18 protein-coding genes are annotated in these 17628 nt (G+C 68.5%); 9 read left to right on the plus strand and 9 right to left on the minus strand.

Going from position 1 to position 17628, the window contains the following annotated elements; all coding sequences use genetic code 11:
• Positions 1–40 precede the first annotated feature (40 nt).
• The 6 genes from RCP38_RS01380 to RCP38_RS01405 all read right to left on the minus strand — a co-directional run bounded on the left by RCP38_RS01380 (position 41) and on the right by RCP38_RS01405 (position 4015).
• Positions 41–412, minus strand: coding sequence for a DUF3054 domain-containing protein (locus RCP38_RS01380; protein ID WP_308474916.1), 372 nt, complete (start codon positions 410–412; stop codon positions 41–43).
• Positions 413–437: 25 nt separating this feature from the next.
• Positions 438–1112 (minus strand): hypothetical protein, encoded by a 675-nt coding sequence (locus RCP38_RS01385; protein WP_308474917.1) that lies wholly within the window; start codon positions 1110–1112, stop codon positions 438–440.
• A 55-nt stretch (positions 1113–1167) separates the two neighbouring features.
• Complete coding sequence (locus RCP38_RS01390) at positions 1168–1731, minus strand: hypothetical protein (protein ID WP_373692421.1); 564 nt, start codon at positions 1729–1731, stop codon at positions 1168–1170.
• An 87-nt stretch (positions 1732–1818) separates the two neighbouring features.
• Positions 1819–2001 (minus strand): hypothetical protein, encoded by a 183-nt coding sequence (locus RCP38_RS01395; protein ID WP_308474918.1) that lies wholly within the window; start codon positions 1999–2001, stop codon positions 1819–1821.
• Positions 2002–2016: 15 nt separating this feature from the next.
• Entirely contained in the window at positions 2017–3501 is a 1485-nt protein-coding gene (locus RCP38_RS01400; protein ID WP_308474919.1) for an amino acid permease, read from the minus strand.
• Between the two features lie 70 nt (positions 3502–3571).
• Positions 3572–4015 (minus strand): DoxX family protein, encoded by a 444-nt coding sequence (locus RCP38_RS01405; protein ID WP_308474920.1) that lies wholly within the window; start codon positions 4013–4015, stop codon positions 3572–3574.
• 93 nt (positions 4016–4108) lie between these two features.
• On the opposite strand from RCP38_RS01405, the gene RCP38_RS01410 reads away from it, so the two are divergent.
• The 5 genes from RCP38_RS01410 to RCP38_RS01430 all read left to right on the plus strand — a co-directional run bounded on the left by RCP38_RS01410 (position 4109) and on the right by RCP38_RS01430 (position 8920).
• Entirely contained in the window at positions 4109–4672 is a 564-nt protein-coding gene (locus tag RCP38_RS01410; RefSeq protein WP_308474921.1) for a TetR/AcrR family transcriptional regulator, read from the plus strand.
• 182 nt (positions 4673–4854) lie between these two features.
• The gene (gene dnaK, locus RCP38_RS01415) at positions 4855–6702 is read left to right on the plus strand and encodes a molecular chaperone DnaK (RefSeq protein WP_308474922.1); all 1848 of its coding nucleotides are present in this window, start codon (positions 4855–4857) and stop codon (positions 6700–6702) included.
• Positions 6699–7331: a nucleotide exchange factor GrpE gene (gene grpE / locus RCP38_RS01420; protein WP_308474923.1), complete on the plus strand. Its 633-nt coding sequence runs from the start codon at positions 6699–6701 to the stop codon at positions 7329–7331. The genes dnaK and grpE overlap by 4 nt, the downstream gene beginning before the upstream one ends.
• A 21-nt stretch (positions 7332–7352) precedes the next feature.
• Entirely contained in the window at positions 7353–8549 is a 1197-nt protein-coding gene (gene dnaJ / locus RCP38_RS01425; protein ID WP_308474924.1) for a molecular chaperone DnaJ, read from the plus strand.
• Positions 8546–8920, plus strand: coding sequence for a heat shock protein transcriptional repressor HspR (locus tag RCP38_RS01430; protein WP_308474925.1), 375 nt, complete (start codon positions 8546–8548; stop codon positions 8918–8920). Before dnaJ ends, RCP38_RS01430 begins: the two co-directional genes overlap by 4 nt.
• On the opposite strand, the gene RCP38_RS01435 is transcribed toward RCP38_RS01430, so the two are convergent.
• From RCP38_RS01435 to RCP38_RS01445, 3 genes are read right to left on the minus strand one after another with little or no spacing between them, the layout of a single operon-like run.
• Positions 8917–9816 carry an aldose 1-epimerase gene (locus RCP38_RS01435; protein ID WP_308474926.1) on the minus strand — a complete coding sequence of 300 codons (900 nt, stop codon included), beginning with the start codon at positions 9814–9816 and terminating at the stop codon, positions 8917–8919. The two genes, RCP38_RS01430 and RCP38_RS01435, sit on opposite strands and share 4 nt — an antisense overlap.
• Before the next feature lie 4 nt (positions 9817–9820).
• Positions 9821–10987 (minus strand): FAD-binding oxidoreductase, encoded by a 1167-nt coding sequence (locus tag RCP38_RS01440; protein WP_308474927.1) that lies wholly within the window; start codon positions 10985–10987, stop codon positions 9821–9823.
• A gap of 36 nt (positions 10988–11023) precedes the next feature.
• Positions 11024–11695 (minus strand): GAP family protein, encoded by a 672-nt coding sequence (locus RCP38_RS01445; RefSeq protein ID WP_308474928.1) that lies wholly within the window; start codon positions 11693–11695, stop codon positions 11024–11026.
• 214 nt (positions 11696–11909) lie between these two features.
• Here RCP38_RS01445 and clpB point away from each other — a divergent pair, with 214 nt between their 5' ends.
• The 4 genes from clpB to ttfA all read left to right on the plus strand — a co-directional run bounded on the left by clpB (position 11910) and on the right by ttfA (position 17614).
• The gene (clpB, locus tag RCP38_RS01450) at positions 11910–14456 is read left to right on the plus strand and encodes an ATP-dependent chaperone ClpB (protein ID WP_308474929.1); all 2547 of its coding nucleotides are present in this window, start codon (positions 11910–11912) and stop codon (positions 14454–14456) included.
• Positions 14457–14645: 189 nt separating this feature from the next.
• Positions 14646–15374, plus strand: a complete 729-nt coding sequence (locus RCP38_RS01455; RefSeq protein ID WP_308477465.1) for an alpha/beta fold hydrolase — start codon at positions 14646–14648, stop codon at positions 15372–15374.
• A gap of 129 nt (positions 15375–15503) precedes the next feature.
• Positions 15504–16736, plus strand: coding sequence for a PecA family PE domain-processing aspartic protease (locus tag RCP38_RS01460; RefSeq protein ID WP_308474930.1), 1233 nt, complete (start codon positions 15504–15506; stop codon positions 16734–16736).
• Positions 16737–16822: 86 nt separating this feature from the next.
• A complete protein-coding gene (ttfA, locus tag RCP38_RS01465; protein ID WP_308474931.1) occupies positions 16823–17614 on the plus strand; it encodes a trehalose monomycolate transport factor TtfA in 792 nt (263 codons plus the stop codon).
• The last annotated feature ends 14 nt before the right edge of the window (positions 17615–17628 follow it).

The following is a 17628-nucleotide window of genomic DNA, read 5'->3' on the forward strand; positions in this document are numbered from 1 at the left end:
AAGGGGTTTCGCAGCTGATCGGGGCGCCGTGAAAGTCCCGCTAGTCGGCGGTGCGCCGGCGCGCGGCGAGCCCGACCGCCAGCCGCCAGCCGAGCAGGAACACGGCGGTGACGGTCGAGGCGACGATGACGAAACTCGTCGCCACCCCCGCCGACGTCACCTTGCGAAGCAGCATGCCGACCAACACGGTCGAGACCCACACGGTCACACCGGTCGGTACCAGGGCGGTAGGCCGGCGCCAGGCCCGCGACAACAGCCAGCCCACCGCCGTGCCGCTCAGGAACGGCCAGGCCGTGGCCGCCAGCCCTTCGATATCGATGCCCTCGTCGTGGCTACGCCGGCCGAGCGCGCAGAAGATCAGCACGGCCACCACGTCGATTCCGAGCCAGGAGGCCTGCCGCCGGGTTTGCATGCGGCGAGATTACCGGGCCGGTGCGTCAGCGGTGCGGCGGCAGCGTGATCACCGTCGGGATCTCCGGCACCTTGGGGATCGGCGGGATGGTGATCACCGACGGCAGCGACGGCAGGCGCGGATGACGGTGGCGCGGCTCTTCGCTGGGGACCGGCGCCTGTTGCGCCGGCGGCTGCTGCTGCCGGGGCGGCGGTGCCGCCGGCGGGGCGGTCGTGCTGGGCGCACTCGACGACGTGCTCGTCGTACTGCTACTGGTCGTGCTCGTGGTGCTGCTCGTCGTACTGCTGCTGGTCGTGGTGCTGCTGCTCGACGAGCTGGTCTGGGATCCGGTGCCGCCGCTGCTGGGACCGCGACTGGTGAGCTGGATGATGCCCCAGATCACCAGTGCGAGCATCACCGCGATGAGCCCGAACCAGGCGGCCAGCACCGACCGCCGGCGGTACCACGGCGTCGGGACCGGCGCGGCGAAGTTGGCGTTGTCGGCTTGCGGCGGGGTGTCGAACGCGTTGAACGGGGCGTACCGGGTCTGGTCGCCCGCCGGTTGGTAAACGGTGTCGCCGGGACGCGGGGAGGGGCCGGGCGGGCCGAACGGAGCGGGTGACGGACCCGGCCGTTGCGGGACGCCCCGGCTGTGCGGGAAGGCCCGGGTTTCGTCGTCGCTGGGGTTGCGGGGACCGCCGGAAGATCCGTTGCTCGCCATCTGACGGATCGTAATGGAAAGTACTGAGCGGCGACTGGGGCGAAATGGGTGGAATTCAGTAGGTGTCGACGTTGTCGATGCTGACGAACATGCCGTGCCCGGTCCGGTCGTTGGAGAACCGGGTGCCTTCGATATCGGCCTGGATCGTCCAGCCCTCGGCCCGGTAGGTCAGGTAGTCGAGGGTGACCACCGGGATGTCGCCGAGGTTGCCCAGCACCCATCGCACGTCGCCGTCGGCGCTGACGCTGACACCGTTGGCGTGCTCACCGTCTTTCATCGGTGAATCGGTGAACTCCGCCTCGCAGTCGACCTGCGCGGTCGAGATCTGGCAGCGGGTCCGGCCGGACTTCGTCTCGATGAAGACGTAGCCGTTCTCATCCGGCGGCAACGAGATGGCGTCCGCCGGCGGGCCCGGAGCCGGCGCGGTGGTGGCGGGCGGCGGAGTGCTCGGCGCGGTGGTGCTGGATCGAGGGGGCCGCAACGACGGCTCCGGCGGCCCGCCGCCCGGGGCTGCCGTCGGTTTGCCATCGATCGTGGTGCTGCAGCCACCCAGCAGCAGGGCGGCCAGCAGTGCCAGTTGCCCGACTGCCCTGGGCTTCGCCCGGTCCGCTATCCGCACTGATTCCCCCGCCGACAATATTTGCGGTCCAGCGTACGCAGTCTGTGACACCAGGGGCCGGAGTGACGCGCTCGGTGGGGAGTGTGGTCAGGACGGGTCGCGGAACACCATCGTCGCGCCCGCGATCGCCGCCACCGCCGCGACCGCATAGCCGAGCAGTGACCACCAGCCGGTGTGTAGATACGCGGTGGCGGCCACGGTCACGATGGCGCAGAAGACCAGCACCATGCCGTAGAGCGGGGGTTTGGCGGCGTACCGGTTGCGGGCCATGTGTTTTCGGGCCTCCTAGTCGTCCGGATCCGGCTGCGCGACCGCAGTCGGAGACTGCACGGGGAGGGTGGGTTCGGCGTTACCGGTGACCCGCCCGCGAACCAGATACCAACCGGCGGCCAGTGCGGGTGCGCCGACGAGCACTGCGGTCCGGATCCAGACGCCGTACTCGGGATCGCACATCATCAACACCAGCACCGCGCCCAGAAACGCCAGGGACGCATACCCGCTGTAGGGCGCCAGCGGCATCCGGAACGCCGGGCGTTGCAGCGCACCGGTCTTGGTCAACGCGAAGAAACGCAGTTGGCAGGCCACGATCGTCGCCCACGCCGTGACCACTCCCAATGCGGCGATGTTGAGCACGATTTCGAAGGCGTGCTCGGGCAGGGCGGCATTGAGCCCGACCCCGAACAGGCCGATGAACCCGGTCAGCAGAATGCCGCCGTAGGGCACCCCGTTGCCCGACAGCGGTGCGGTGAACTTCGGCCCGCTGCCGTTGACCGCCATCGACCGCAGAATCCGACCGGTCGAATACAGGCCGGCGTTCAAGCTGGAGAACGCCGCGGTCAGGACCACCAGGTTCATCAGACTGCCCGCGCCGGTGAACCCGATTTTGGCGAAGAACGTCACGAACGGGCTCTCGCCGTGCCGGTAGGCGGTGTAGGGCAGCAGCAGTGCCAGCAGGATCACCGAACCCACGTAGAAGATCGCGATCCGGGCCACCACCGAGTTGATCGCCCGCGGCATGATCTTCTCCGGTTCGGCGGTCTCACCCGCTGCGGTACCGACCAGTTCGACGGCGGCGTAGGAGAACACCACGCCGGAGGTGACCAACACCAGCGGTAGCACCCCGGTCGGTAGGAAGCCGCCGTTCTGGCCCCACAGTTGGAAGCCGGTCTCCTGGCCGTCGACGGTGAAGCGCCCGCCCAGGAAGATGGTGCCGACGACCAGGAACGTCAACAGGGCGACGACTTTGACCAGCGCGGCCCAGAATTCCAGCTCACCGAAGAGTTTCACCGAGATCAGGTTCATCGACACCACTGCCACCAGCGCGATCAGCGCCAGCGTCCACTGTGGGATCACATGGAATACGCCCCAGTAGTGGAAGTAGGTGGCGATCGCGGTGGTGTCGACGATCCCGGTCATCGACCAGTTCACGAAATACAGCCAGCCGGCCACGAACGCCGTCTTCTCGCCGAAGAACTCGCGGGCGTAGGACACGAAGGAACCCGAGGTGGGGCGGTGCAGCACCAGTTCGCCCAGCGCCCGCAGGATGAAGAAGACGAAGATCCCGCAGAGCCCGTAAACCAGGAACAGGGCGGGTCCGGCCTCGTGCAGGCGGCGGCCCGCACCCAGGAACAATCCGGTGCCGATCGCCCCGCCGATCGCGATCATCTGCACCTGGCGTGGGTGCAGATCCTTGTGATAGCCCTCGTCTTCGAGGGCCAGCGCGGCTTGGGGAGTCGGGTGTGGCTCGGACGAGGATGGCATCGGGCTCATGGTGTCAGAGGCGCGGGTCGTTGTCAGCTTCTCCCGGCCGCCCGCCCCGGCGGCCGGCCCGCGGCGACAATCACCCCGTGAGGGCGACCAGTGCGGCAGCGGCCAGGAAGACGGCCTCCTCGACGGTGCGCAGCGGTAGCCGGGTCGTCATCGACTCGGGCGGGTCGGGCATCCGGGCGGCGTAGACGTTCGCCGGGAACATGACCAGCATCAACAGCAGCAGACAGACGGCCGCGGCCACACGAGTGGCCGGCAGCAGTAGGCCGACGGCGCCGAGCAGTTCCAGCACGCCGGTGACGCTGACCAGAAGGCCCGGCGCGGGCAGCGCCGGCGGCACGATCGCGACGAGCTGGTCGCGTAGCGGCGGCGCGAAATGGGCGATGCCGGTGACGAGGAACATCGCCGCCAGGCCGACGGCGATCGCGCGGGGCCAACTGTCGGTGTAGTCGACCCCGAGCAGGCCGGCGATTCGGGCGAGGGCGCTGCCCGCCAGCAGCGTGATCAGCGGAGCCATCTCGATCCCCCTATCTAGACAATGACAAGTTATGCCGGTCGAGCGTAGGGTGGTGATCTAGTCACTGTCAAGATGTCGGGTAGGCTGGCCGGCATGGCTCGTTCCACCTATCACCACGGCGACCTGCGTGCCGCGATCCTGTCCGAGGCGGCCCGGTTGGTCGCCGAGCAGGGCGCGGACCGGGTGTCGCTGCGGGAGTTGGCGCGCGGCGCCGGTGTCTCACACGCCGCCCCCGCGCACCACTTCGGCGATCGGCGGGGGCTGTTCACCGCGCTGGCCGCCGAGGGCTTCGGGTTGCTGGCCGCCGCGCTGACCGCGGCCCGTGGGCGGTTCGCCGACGCCGCGGTGGCCTATGTGCGGTTCGCGCTGGAACATCCGGGCCACTACGAGGTGATGTTCGACAAATCGTTGCTGGACCCCTCGGACGCCGAGTTGGTCGCCGCGGAAGCCGCTGCCGGCGCCGAACTCTCCCGGGGGGTGGCCACCCTGAGCGACGCCAAGGCCTGCGCCGACCCGGCCGGTGCGCGGTTGGCGGCCTGGTCGCTGGTGCACGGGTTCGCCACGCTCTGGCTCAACGATGCGTTCGATACCGACGTGAAGGCCGAGGACCCGATGGCGACCGTCGAGCGCATCGCGCGATTGCTGTTCGACGACTGAGGGGGCGGCCGCATTGGGCCGGATCTATCCGCCGGGAACAAACCCGCGACGCCGCCCGTTGACCACTTCGACAAGTTGAGTCAGAACGACTCAAGTATGAGTTGACAGCAGGGACGCGAACGGAGCATCCTTGAGCGCAGTCCGCTCAGACTAGGGAATCGTCTAACCAGGGAGGAACCACAATGGCTCGTGCGGTCGGAATCGACCTCGGGACCACCAACTCTTGCGTCTCGGTGCTGGAGGGCGGCGACCCCGTCGTCGTAGCCAACTCGGAAGGCGCGCGCACCACCCCGTCGGTCGTCGCGTTCGCGCGTAACGGCGAGGTGCTGGTCGGTCAGCCCGCCAAAAACCAGGCGGTCACCAACGTCGACCGCACCATCCGCTCGGTCAAGCGCCACATCGGCTCGGACTGGAACGTCGAGATCGACGGCAAGGACTACACCTCGCAGGAGATCAGCGCCCGGGTGCTGATGAAGCTCAAGCGCGACGCGGAGGCCTACCTCGGTGAGGACATCACCGACGCGGTCATCACCGTGCCCGCCTACTTCAACGACGCCCAGCGGCAGGCCACCAAGGAAGCCGGCCAGATCGCCGGGCTGAACGTGCTGCGCATCGTCAACGAGCCGACCGCCGCCGCGCTGGCCTACGGCCTGGACAAGGGGCACAAGGAACAGACCATTCTGGTGTTCGACCTCGGTGGCGGCACCTTCGACGTGTCTCTGCTGGAGATCGGTGAGGGCGTCGTCGAGGTGCGGGCCACCTCCGGCGACAACCACCTCGGTGGCGACGACTGGGACGACCGCGTCGTCGAGTGGCTGGTCGAGAAGTTCAAGGGCACCTCGGGCATCGACCTGACCAAGGACAAGATGGCGATGCAGCGGCTGCGCGAAGCGGCCGAGAAGGCCAAGATCGAACTGTCCTCGAGCCAGTCGACCTCGATCAACCTGCCCTACATCACCGTCGACGCCGACAAGAACCCGCTGTTCCTCGACGAGCAGCTGACCCGGTCGGAGTTCCAGAAGATCACCCAGGACCTGCTGGACCGCACCCGCAAGCCGTTCCAGTCGGTGATCAAGGACGCCGGCATCTCGGTCTCCGAGATCGACCACGTGGTGCTGGTGGGTGGCTCCACCCGCATGCCCGCGGTGACCGACCTGGTCAAGGAGCTGACCGGCGGCCAGGAGCCCAACAAGGGCGTCAACCCCGACGAGGTCGTGGCCGTCGGCGCCGCCCTGCAGGCCGGTGTGCTCAAGGGTGAGGTGAAAGACGTTCTGCTGCTTGACGTCACCCCGCTGTCGCTTGGTATCGAGACCAAGGGCGGCGTGATGACCAAGCTGATCGAGCGCAACACCACCATCCCGACCAAGCGCAGCGAGACGTTCACCACCGCCGATGACAACCAGCCGTCGGTGCAGATCCAGGTCTTCCAGGGTGAGCGCGAGATCGCCTCGCACAACAAGCTGCTCGGCTCGTTCGAGCTCACCGGTATCCCGCCGGCCCCGCGCGGTGTCCCGCAGATCGAGGTCACCTTCGACATCGACGCCAACGGCATCGTGCACGTCACCGCCAAGGACAAGGGCACTGGCAAGGAGAACACGATCAAGATCCAGGAGGGCTCCGGCCTCTCCCAGGAAGAGATCGACCGGATGATCAAGGACGCCGAGGCGCACGCCGAAGAGGACCGCAAGCGTCGCGAAGAGGCCGACGTGCGCAACCAGGCCGAGTCGCTGGTCTACCAGACGGAGAAGTTCGTCAAGGAGCAGCGCGAGGCCGAAGGTGGCTCCAAGGTTCCCGAGGACACCCTCGCCAAGGTCGACGCCGCGATCGGTGAGGCCAAGAAGGCGTTGGAGGGCACCGACATCGGCGCCATCAAGTCCGCGATGGAGAAGCTGGGCGAGGAATCGCAGGAGCTCGGCCAGGCGATCTACGAGGCCACCCAGGCCGAGCAGGCTGCCGGCGGCGCCGGCGCGCCCGGTGGCGACGACGACGTCGTGGATGCAGAGGTGGTCGATGATGGAGACGCCAAGTGAGCCAAGAGGACTCGCGCGAACCGTCTCCGGAGACCGTAACCGTCACCGATAAGCGGCGCATCGACCCGGAAGCCGGTGAGGTGCGGGAGAGTTCCTCCGGGCCGGCCCCCAGTGGGCCGGCGCCGGAGGAACCGGCCGCCGGTGAGGGCGACGCCGCCGACGAGGCAGCGGCCGACCAGGTCGCCGAACTGACCGCCGACCTGCAGCGGGTGCAGGCCGATTTCGCCAACTACCGCAAGCGTGCACTGCGCGACCAGCAGTTGGCGGCGGACCGCGGCAAGGCGGCGGTGATCACCGAATTCCTCGGGATCCTCGACGATCTGGACCGCGCCCGCAGCCACGGCGACCTGGAGTCCGGGCCGCTGAAGGCGATGGCGGACAAGCTGACCTCCGTGCTGACCGGCATGGGACTGGCGGCGTTCGGCGTCGAGGGCGACGAGTTCGACCCGTCGCTGCACGAAGCGGTCTCGCACGAGGGTGACGGCACGCATTCGGTGATCGGGAACGTCATGCGGCAGGGCTACCGGCTCGGCGAACAGGTGCTGCGTCATGCCATGGTCGGGGTGGTCGACACCGTCCCCGATGCCGACGACACGGTCGTCGACGGCGACGCTACCGACGAGAATTGACAGGTAAGGAGGTGACGCGTCATGGCTCAGCGTGAATGGGTCGAGAAGGACTTCTACAAGGAGTTGGGCGTCCCCTCCGGCGCCGGCGAGAAAGAGATCAAGACCGCTTACCGCAAGCTGGCCTCCGAACTCCACCCCGACCGCAACCCGGACAACCCGACGGCCGCGGAGCGCTTCAAGGCGGTCTCCGAGGCCTACAGCGTGTTGTCCGACTCCGAGAAGCGCAAGGAATACGACGAGACCCGGCGACTGTTCGCCGGCGGCGGATTCGGTAGGCGCTTCAACGGCGGCGGTGGATTCGGCGGCGGCAACTTCGACCGGTTCAGCACCGGCGGTGACGGCAACGAGTTCAACCTCAACGACCTGTTCGGCGCGGCCGGGCAGACCGGTGGGGCCAACATCGGTGATCTCTTCGGCGGGTTGTTCGGCCGCGGCGCCCAGCAGCGGCCCAGCCGGCCGCGACGCGGAAACGACCTGGAGACCGAGGCCGAACTGAGTTTCCTGGAGGCGGCCAAGGGCGTCGAGACGGTGGTGCCGCTGACCAGTGCTGCGCCGTGCACCAACTGCCACGGCAGTGGTGCTCGGCCCGGCACCAGTCCTCGGGTCTGCGCCTCCTGCAACGGATCCGGTGCCATCAGCAGCAATCAGGGCGCCTTCGGGTTCTCCGAGCCGTGTACCGACTGCCGCGGTAGCGGATCGATCATCGAGCACCCGTGTACGGAGTGCAGCGGTACCGGCCGGGCATCGCGCACCCGCAACATCAAGGTGCGGATCCCCCCGGGAATCGAAGACGGAAAACGTATCCGGTTGGCCGGCCAGGGCGAAGCGGGCCTACGCGGGGCACCGTCGGGCGACCTGTACGTCAATATCCGGGTGCGCAAGGACAAGCTCTTCGACCGCGAAGGCGACGACTTGAAGGTCACCATGCCGGTGAGCTTCTCCGAGCTCGCGCTGGGGGCGACGCTTTCGGTGCCGACGTTGGACGGCAAGGTCGGCGTGCGGGTGCCCAAGGGAACGGCCGACGGCAAGATTCTGCGGGTTCGCGGGCGTGGCGTGCCCAAGCGCGACGGCGGCAACGGCGACCTGCTGGTCACCGTGAAGGTCGCGGTCCCGCCGAATCTGGACGGCGCGGCGCAGGCGGCGCTGGAGGCGTACGCGGCGGCGGAGCAGGCCGGCGGATTCGATCCGCGGGCCGGATGGGCGGGTAACCGGTCATGAGCAAACCCGAGAAGAACTCCCGGACCTTCCTGATCTCGGTGGCCGCCGAGCTGGCCGGGATGCACGCCCAGACGTTGCGGACCTACGACCGGATCGGTCTGGTCAGCCCGCAGCGCAGTTCCGGCGGTGGGCGCCGCTACTCCGAGCGCGACGTCGACCTGTTGCGTGAGGTGCAGCGGCTCTCCCACGATGAGGGCGTCAACCTGGCCGGTATCAAGCGGATCATCGAGCTGACCAATCAGGTCGAGGCGCTGCAGTCCCGGGTCAAGGAGATGTCGGCGGAGTTGGAGAGGTTGCGCGCCAACCGAAGCCGGGAGATCGCGGTGGTGCCCAAGAGCACCGCGGTGGTGGTCTGGAAGCCGCGTCGCTAACGGATGACCCGGACGGAGAACTGCGCCACGCCGGGCTCGCCCGGGTGGGCCAGCCGGTAGCCGCCCCGGCGCAGCGCGTCGGTGGGTGCGGTCATCGGCTCGAAGCAGACGACGTCCTCGGTGGCGGGCGCATAGATCTGTGCGACCGGATACCCCCGATCGAAACGCACTTCGATGCGTCGGCCCCCGCCCGAGACGGCGAACACCGCGCCGGGGGCGAGCTGGTCGAATCCGTGATCGAACACGGTGTTGCCCAAGAGTTCTCGTCTTGCCGGATAGGGCTCGACCGCCCCGGTGGGCAATCCGTGGCCGTCGACGACGCGACAGCGCATGGCCGGCGTCTCGATCAGCCACTGCGATCGCGGAGTGTCCGGCAGCCGCAGGTAGGGGTGGTATCCGAAGCACACCGGCACCGAGGTATCGGTGGTGGCGGTGACCGTGGTCCGCACCGTCAGCGTGCGGTCGGCCAACGTGACCGCCACCTGCAGTAGATGCGGGAACGGGAACGACGCCAGCAGTTCCGGGCGTGCACCGAAGTCCAGTTCTGCGGTGAGCGTCGACCCCGACCGCGCAATCACCCGCCACCCGGGATCGCCGGCCAGCGTGCCGTGGATGGGGGCGCCGTAGGCGTCGGTGTGCAATCCGTGGGTTTCGGGGGTGAGCGTGACGTCGGTATCGCCTACCCGATAAGCGTTGCCGCTGAGCCGGTTCGCCCACGGATACAGCAGCGGGATTCCCATGGTCTTGTGGTCGGCGACATAGGCCGCCAGGCCGCCTCGTTGGCCGAGCAGTTCCACGCCGTCTTCGGCCAGGGAGGTCCCGATCATGCCCGCGTGCGGCACGAACGTCGCCGTCAGCGACGAGGCCGGATCGGACAGCACACAGGGCTCGGTCACTTTCTCACTCCGATAGCGGGTCGTGTTGAATGCGTTCCGCCGGTGCGCCTTTGGCGATCAATGCGTCCCGGGTCACCCGCGTCATCTCCGGTCCCCCGCAGATCAGGATCTGCCGGTCGCCCCAGCCGCCGTATCGGGTGACCACGTCCGCCAGCCGACCGGTCTGGCGCACGTGCAGGCCGCGCGGTGGCGTCGGGTCCGGGAAATCGGCGGCCCAGTCCGGATCGCCGGCGTACTCCGACACCGGGGTCACCGACAGCCACGGGTTGTGCGCCGCGACCTGCCACAGCGTGGGCAGATCGTAGAGCTCACACGGGTAGCGGCCGCCGTAGAACAGGTGCACGCGCGGATTCACGCCCCACCGGGCCAGGGCCATGATGATCGCCCGCAACGGCGCCAGGCCGGTGCTGCCGGCCACCATCAGCACGTCACCGGCGTCGCGGTCGACGTGCAGCCCGCCATGCGGGCTCGACAGCCGCCAGCGGTCCCCGGGCCGGGTCTCGCCGACGATCGCGGTGCTGACCAATCCGCCGGAGACGGTACGGATATGAAACTCGATGGCGCCGGTCTCGTCGGGCGGTATCGACGGCGACAGGTACCGCCACGACCGCGGGCACTGCGGCACCTCGACCTTGACGTACTGCCCCGGGTGATAGGGCAGCGGGTGATCGAGCTGCAAGCGAACCACCGCCAGATCCCGGGAGACCCGCAACTGCTCGACGACGGTGCCGTCCCACCAGGCCGGGCCGTCTTCGGCATCTGCGGCGCCACCCATCACCCCGGTGATGAGGTTCAGGGCCTCGCGGGCGGTGTTGTCCACCGCGGCCGTCCACTGCTCGGCCAGTTCGTCGCGCAGCGCGGTGTAGAGCACTTGGCGCACCACACCGTAATGCCGTTGCGTCACACCGTACTTGCGGTGGTCGCGACCCAGCTGTGCCAGGAAGGACACCGGCGTCTGCGCCCGCTGGGCGATGAACTCGCCCAGGACCCAGCGCATGGCGTGGCCGAAGGACTCCCGGGTGGCGGTCAGGTCGGCGGGGAACAGGTCGCGTGCGGCCGGGTCGGCGCCGAACCACCGGGTGAAGAACCGCGCCAGCACGCCGCCCCCGTCGGCGGGCACGGCAAACGCGTCATGCAGCAACTGCAGCGCGTCGCGGTCGTCGAGGCCCACGGCCGAGATTTTATGCCGCGCCGACGCCGATCCCGGCTACAGCGCGTCGATCCCGTTGTAGACCACCATCGCGCCGATCAACACCAGGACGACGGCCAGCATCGCGGCATGCTGCTGTTCCATCCAGTCCTTGAGCCGGTTCAGCGCCGGATCGAGGCGGTCGCTGGCGACCAGGTACCCCATGATCGGGAACACCACACTGGATGCGCTGAGCGCGACGAAGAAGACGCTCGCCGGCCAGGTGGCCGCGGTGTCCAACCCGGCGCTGCCGATCGCCAGGCCCGCGGCGGCGCACATGAACAGCACTTCGGGGCGGATCACCGCCAACACCACCGCGGTCAGCCCGGCCCGCAGCGGGGTCATCGAGGTGAAGGACCGCATCCAGCCGGGCATCTCGTGGTCGCCGTGCCGGGTCACCCAGCGGTAGATCCCGAACGCGATCAGGGCTGCGCCGACGACGATCCGCAGCCACGATGCCCACGCCGGCGGCGTCGTGTGCAGTCCACCCAGCAGACCCGAAGCGGCCACGAATGCCGCGGTCAGCGCGGCCAGGCCCACCAGCCAGCCGATCAGGAAGGCCAGGCCGGTCTCCCGCGGGCGTTCGGTGTGCAGCACCAGGACGGCGGGGATCACGGTGATGGGGGAGAGTGCAACCACCAACGCGAGCGGAATCAGGGCGGTCCATAGCGATGTCAGGCTGCTCGTCATGGCAGCACGGTAGCCGACGGTGTCGGGTCGGCGGTCCGGCGCCGAACGTGCCGCTCGATACACCCGCCGCGGCGGGTTGCGGAGGAAACCACACGCTCGGCGGGAAGAAATTTAACTTGAGCGGAACAGACTCAACCTTGACTGCGTTATAGAACGCGACAAGCATTTTCGGCGGGCGCCCCCAGCCCCGCTCTGACCCCGAAACGGAGGTGTCGTGGACTCGTTCAACCCGACCACCAAGACACAGGCAGCTCTGACCGCGGCGCTGCAGACGGCTACCGCCGCCGGCAACCCGGAGATCCGGCCGGCGCACCTGCTGCAGGCGTTGCTGACCCAGAACGACGGGATCGCCGCGCCGCTGCTGGAGGCGGTCGGAGTGGACCCCGCGACCATCCGCACCGAAGCTCAGCGCCTGATCGACGTCGCACCCCAGGTCACCAGCTCCAACGCCCAGCCGCAGCTGTCGCGTGACGCGCTGGCCGCGATCACCGCCGCCCAGCAACTGGCCACCGAGATGGACGACGAGTACGTCTCCACCGAGCACCTGATGGTCGGGTTGGCCACCGGGGACTCCGACGTCGCAAAACTGCTGACCGGTCACGGCGCCTCGCCGCAGGCGCTGCGCGAGGGCTTCGTCAAGGTCCGCGGGTCCGCCCGGGTCACCAGCCCCGACCCGGAAGGCAGCTACCAGGCGTTGGAGAAGTACTCCACCGATCTGACCGCCCGCGCGCGGGAAGGCAAGCTCGACCCGGTGATCGGGCGGGACACCGAGATCCGCCGCGTCGTACAGGTTTTGAGCCGGCGCACCAAGAACAACCCGGTGCTCATCGGTGAGCCCGGCGTCGGCAAGACCGCGATCGTCGAGGGCCTGGCCCAGCGCATCGTCGCCGGCGACGTCCCGGACAGCCTGCGCGACAAGACCGTCGTCTCCCTGGACCTCGGTTCGATGCTGGCCGGCGCCAAGTACCGCGGCGAGTTCGAAGAACGCCTCAAGTCCGTGCTCGACGAGATCAAGGACTCCGCCGGGCAGGTCATCACGTTCATCGACGAACTGCACACCATCGTCGGCGCCGGCGGCACCGGCGAGGGCGCGATGGACGCCGGCAACATGATCAAGCCGATGCTGGCCCGCGGCGAGCTGCGACTGGTCGGCGCCACCACGCTCGAGGAGTACCGCAAGTACATCGAGAAGGACGCCGCGCTGGAACGCCGCTTCCAGCAGGTCTACGTCGGGGAGCCGTCGGTCGACGACACCGTCGGCATCCTGCGCGGTCTCAAGGACCGCTACGAGGTGCACCACGGGGTGCGGATCACCGACTCCGCGCTGGTGGCCGCGGCCACCCTCTCCGACCGTTACATCACCAGCCGCTTCCTGCCGGACAAGGCCATCGACTTGGTCGACGAGGCCGCGTCGCGGCTGCGGATGGAGATCGACTCCCGGCCGGTGGAGATCGACGAGGTCGAACGCCTGGTGCGCCGCCTCGAGATCGAGGAGATGGCGCTGGAGAAGGAGGAGGACGACGCGTCGGCGGACCGGCTGGTCAAGCTGCGCGCCGAGCTCGCCGACCACAAGGAGAAGCTGGCCGAGCTGACCACCCGGTGGCAGAACGAGAAGAACGCCATCGACATCGTCCGCGAACTCAAGGAGCAGCTGGAGACCCTGCGCGGCGAGGCCGACCGGGCCGAACGCGACAGCGACCTGGCCAAGGCCGCCGAGCTGCGCTACGGGCGGATCCCGGAAGTGGAGAAGAAGCTCGACGCGGCGTTACCGGTGGCCGAGGCGCGCGAGAACGTCATGCTCAAGGAGGAGGTCAGCCCCGACGACATCGCCGACGTCGTCAGCGCCTGGACCGGGATTCCGGCCGGCCGGATGATGGAGGGCGAGACCGCCAAGCTGCTGCGGATGGAAGACGAGATCGGCAAACGCGTTGTGGGACAGCGCAAGCCGGTGCAGGCCGTCGCCGACGCGGTGCGCCGAAGCCGGGCCGGAGTCGCCGACCCCAACCGGCCGACGGGATCGTTTTTGTTCCTCGGCCCGACCGGTGTCGGCAAGACCGAGCTGGCCAAGGCGCTGGCGGACTTCCTGTTCGACGACGAACGGGCCATGGTCCGCATCGACATGAGCGAGTACGGCGAGAAGCACTCGGTGGCCCGGCTGGTCGGGGCACCTCCCGGCTACATCGGCTACGACCAGGGCGGTCAGCTGACCGAGGCGGTGCGCCGCCGGCCCTACACCGTGGTGCTGTTCGACGAGGTCGAGAAGGCGCACCCGGACGTGTTCGACGTGCTGCTGCAGGTCCTCGACGAGGGCCGGCTCACCGACGGGCAGGGCCGCACCGTGGACTTCCGCAACACCATCTTGATCCTGACCTCCAACCTGGGGGCCGGCGGTGACGCGGATGTCGTCATGGCCGCGGTGCGCGCGAAGTTCAAGCCGGAGTTCATCAACCGGCTCGACGACGTGCTGATCTTCGAGAGCCTCAACGCCGACGAGCTGGTCTCGATCGTCGACATCCAGCTACAGCAGCTGGCCAAGCGGCTGGCGCAGCGCCGGCTGTCCCTGGAGGTGTCGCTGGAGGCCAAGAAGTGGTTGGCCGACCGCGGGTTCGACCCGATCTACGGGGCGCGTCCGCTGCGCCGGCTGATCCAGCAGGCGATCGGCGACCAGCTGGCCAAGATGCTGCTGGCCGGACAGGTCCACGACGGCGACGTCGTGCCGGTCAACATCGGCGTCGACGGCGAATCGCTGATCCTCGGCTGAGCCGCGGCCCATCGCACACCGGTCCCCGAAACCCGATCCGGGTTTCGGGGACCGGTGTGTGGGTAACGTGGGCTGACGCCGCCGACGTGCCGACCGGGAGGAGACGCCTTGGGTGAGCAGCGACTCATCGACACCGTGCTGGGCAGGATCCGCGTACAGCTCAGCCCCGGCGACGGAGACGTCATGGTGATGTGGCCCAGCCTGTTGATGACCGGTGACCTCTGGGCCGGCCAAGTCGAACACTTCGGCGCGCGAAATCGATTGGTGCTCATCGATCCACCCGGCCACGGCGGCAGTCAGCCGCTGCGCTCCGGCTTCAGCTTCGCCGACTGTGCGCAGTGCGTGGTGGACGTACTCGACGGGCTCGGGATCGAGCGGGCCCACTTCGTCGGATGCTCGTGGGGCGGCATGGTCGGTGCCACGTTCGCCGCACGGCATCCCGACCGGGTGCGCGGGGCGGTCCTGATGCACTGCACCGCATCCAAAGCCGGTTTGCGGCAGCGACTCGAATACGCGGTGATGCTGCAGACGGCGTGGCTCCTCGGCGGGATACGCCCGCCGCTGACCCGGCCGGCGATCAAGGCGTATCTGGGGCCGACGACCCTGCAGACCCGCGAGCACGTGGTCGCCACGGTGCGCGCGGCGCTGGAGGCGGTGGAGGTCGATTCGGCCCGATTGGCGGTACGCAGCGTGGTCCCCAACCGGCCCGACCAACACCGCCTGCTGAGCCGGATCCGCACACCGGTGCTGGTGGTCGCCGGTGCCGAGGACGCGACGTTCCCGGTCGACGAGACCCGGCGGATGGCCCAGTCCATCCCGGGGGCCCGGTTCGCGGTGCTCGACGGCGTGGCGCACTTGTCCGCGCTGGAAACGCCGGAACGGGTGAATCGCCTGATCGAGGATTTCCTGTTCGTCTGAGCGCATACGCCCGCTGAAGGGAAGCCGCTGAGCTTTGCGGATGCGGTGTCGAAGCTGATCGGTTAGCCTGACCGTTACTGAGAAATTCCGGTATTTTCCAATACCGTCGTTTATCCGGAGGGGAACGGCATGTCAGCTCGTAGCCATCGCGTGGTGGGTGCAGTCAGCGCGGTGGGGGCGTTCCTGGCTATCGGCACCTCCGCACCCGCGGCGAACGCCGACTGGGACGACCTGTTCGATCCCCTGATCGACACCATCAGCTGGGCCGATCCCGGTGTGGCCGCCGACACCGATCCCGGCAGTGCGCTGTCCTCGCTGGACACCCTGGTGGACGGCTGGTACCAGGACTACATCTACACCCCGCTGCAGGGCATCGCGCCCTGGTTGTTCGGGCCGGAACTGCCCGGCAGCGCGGTTGCCTATAACGCGGACAGTGCGGACCTGCCGGACAGCTTCGCGGTCCCGATAGACCAGGCACTCACCACCCAGCCCGTCGTCGACGTCTCGATCGGCGGCGGCCGGGCGGTGGACGTGCTGGTCGACACCGGCGCGGCCGGGCTCGTGGTGCCGATCTGGGACGTCAACCTCTTCGGCCTCACCGGCCTGCCCAGCGGCTTCGGTCTCGGGCAGTTCGGCGGCAACCTGAACTATTTCTATGTGGAACTGCCCACCACGGTGACCTTCACCGGCGCGGACGGCGACACCGTCACCGCCGACACCACCGTCGATGCGGTGCTGTTCGCGTTCCCGGCGAACTTCGACCTCGCCGGCGCGTGGTCCATCGAGCAGTACCTGGCCTACTCCTCCACCGGCATCCTGGGCATCGGCCCCAACGCGCTCGGGCCGACTCCTGAACACATTCCGACCGCTGACCTGCCGGGCAGCCTCGGTAACGGCGTGCTGATCGACCAGGCCAACGGGCAGTTGGTCTTCGGGGACAACCCGCTGGTCGGCGGCACCGCGGTCGACGGGGCGCCGTGGGCGGACCTGAAGATCCAGATCAACGACGGGCCGCTCACCAAGGTCGACGCGGTGATCGACTCCGGTGGGGTGTTCGGCACCATGCCGGTCGCCGCCCTGACGGGTTCGGGTGTGACCCCGGTCAACGGAATGCTGCCGGACGGCACACACATCCAGGTCTTCACCGAGGACGGGAAGCTGCTCTACGAGTACACCGTGAGCTCCAAGCCGGGCGACTACTCGCCGACCCTGGCCGATGGAGTGACCCGCAGCCCGACCGTCATCAGCGGTGACAGCATGAACACCGGTAACCTGCCGTTCGCGCAGCAGCCGATCTACATCAACTACACCACCGGCCAGACCATCTTCGGCGGCACCCAGCCGAACACCATCGAACCGTGACGTCGAGCAGTTGGAATACCGCTGATGCACGGTTGTGACCTGCGAGCATTCTCGCTTCCGGGCCAACAACAGATACGCTAGGTCCAATGGTCCCGCTCTGGTTCACACTGTCCGCGCTGTGCTTCGTCGGCGCGGGGGTATTGCTGTACGTGGACATCGACCAACGGCGCGGTCGCAGCCGTCGCCGTAAGTCCTGGGCCCGCTCGCACGGCTTCGACTTCGAACCGGCGTCCACCGAGATCCTGCACCGCTGGAAGCGCGGCGTGATGTCGACCGTCGGCGAGGTCCCGGTGCGCAACGTGGTGCTCGGTCAGATCCGCGGCGAAGCGGTCTACATCTTCGACCTCGACGAAGTGGCCACCGTGATCGCGCTGCACCGCAAGGTCAGCACCAACGTCGTCGTCGACATCCGACTCAAGGGCCTCAAAGAGCCCCGCGAGAACGACATCTGGTTGCTCGGGGCGATCGGCCCGCGGATGGTGTACTCCACCAACCTCGATGCCGCACGCCGGGCCTGCGACCGCCGGATGGTCACCTTCGCCCACACCGCCCCGGACTGCGCGGAGATCATGTGGAACGAGGCCAACTGGACCGTCGTCAGCATGCCGATCACCAGCACCCGCGCCCAGTGGGACGAGGGTCTGCGCAGCGTCCGCCAGTTCAACGACCTGCTGCGGGTGCTGCCGCCGGCACCGCGCCGCCAGCCCGAAGCCGCCGTATCGACCGGCCGGCGCAACAACGGCCAGCCCAGCCGCCCGCTGGGTTCGTCCGCGGCGGCCGCCGCCGAGGCGCCCGCCGACGACAGCGAGGCCGAGCAGGCCGGGCACCCGGCCCCGGGCGGCCGCAACGGTCGGCAGACCGTGCACCATCAGCACTGACGGCCCTCGTTAGG

Source organism: Mycolicibacter sp. MU0083 (genome assembly GCF_963378075.1).
Taxonomy (GTDB): Bacteria; Actinomycetota; Actinomycetes; order Mycobacteriales; family Mycobacteriaceae; genus Mycobacterium; species Mycobacterium kokjensenii.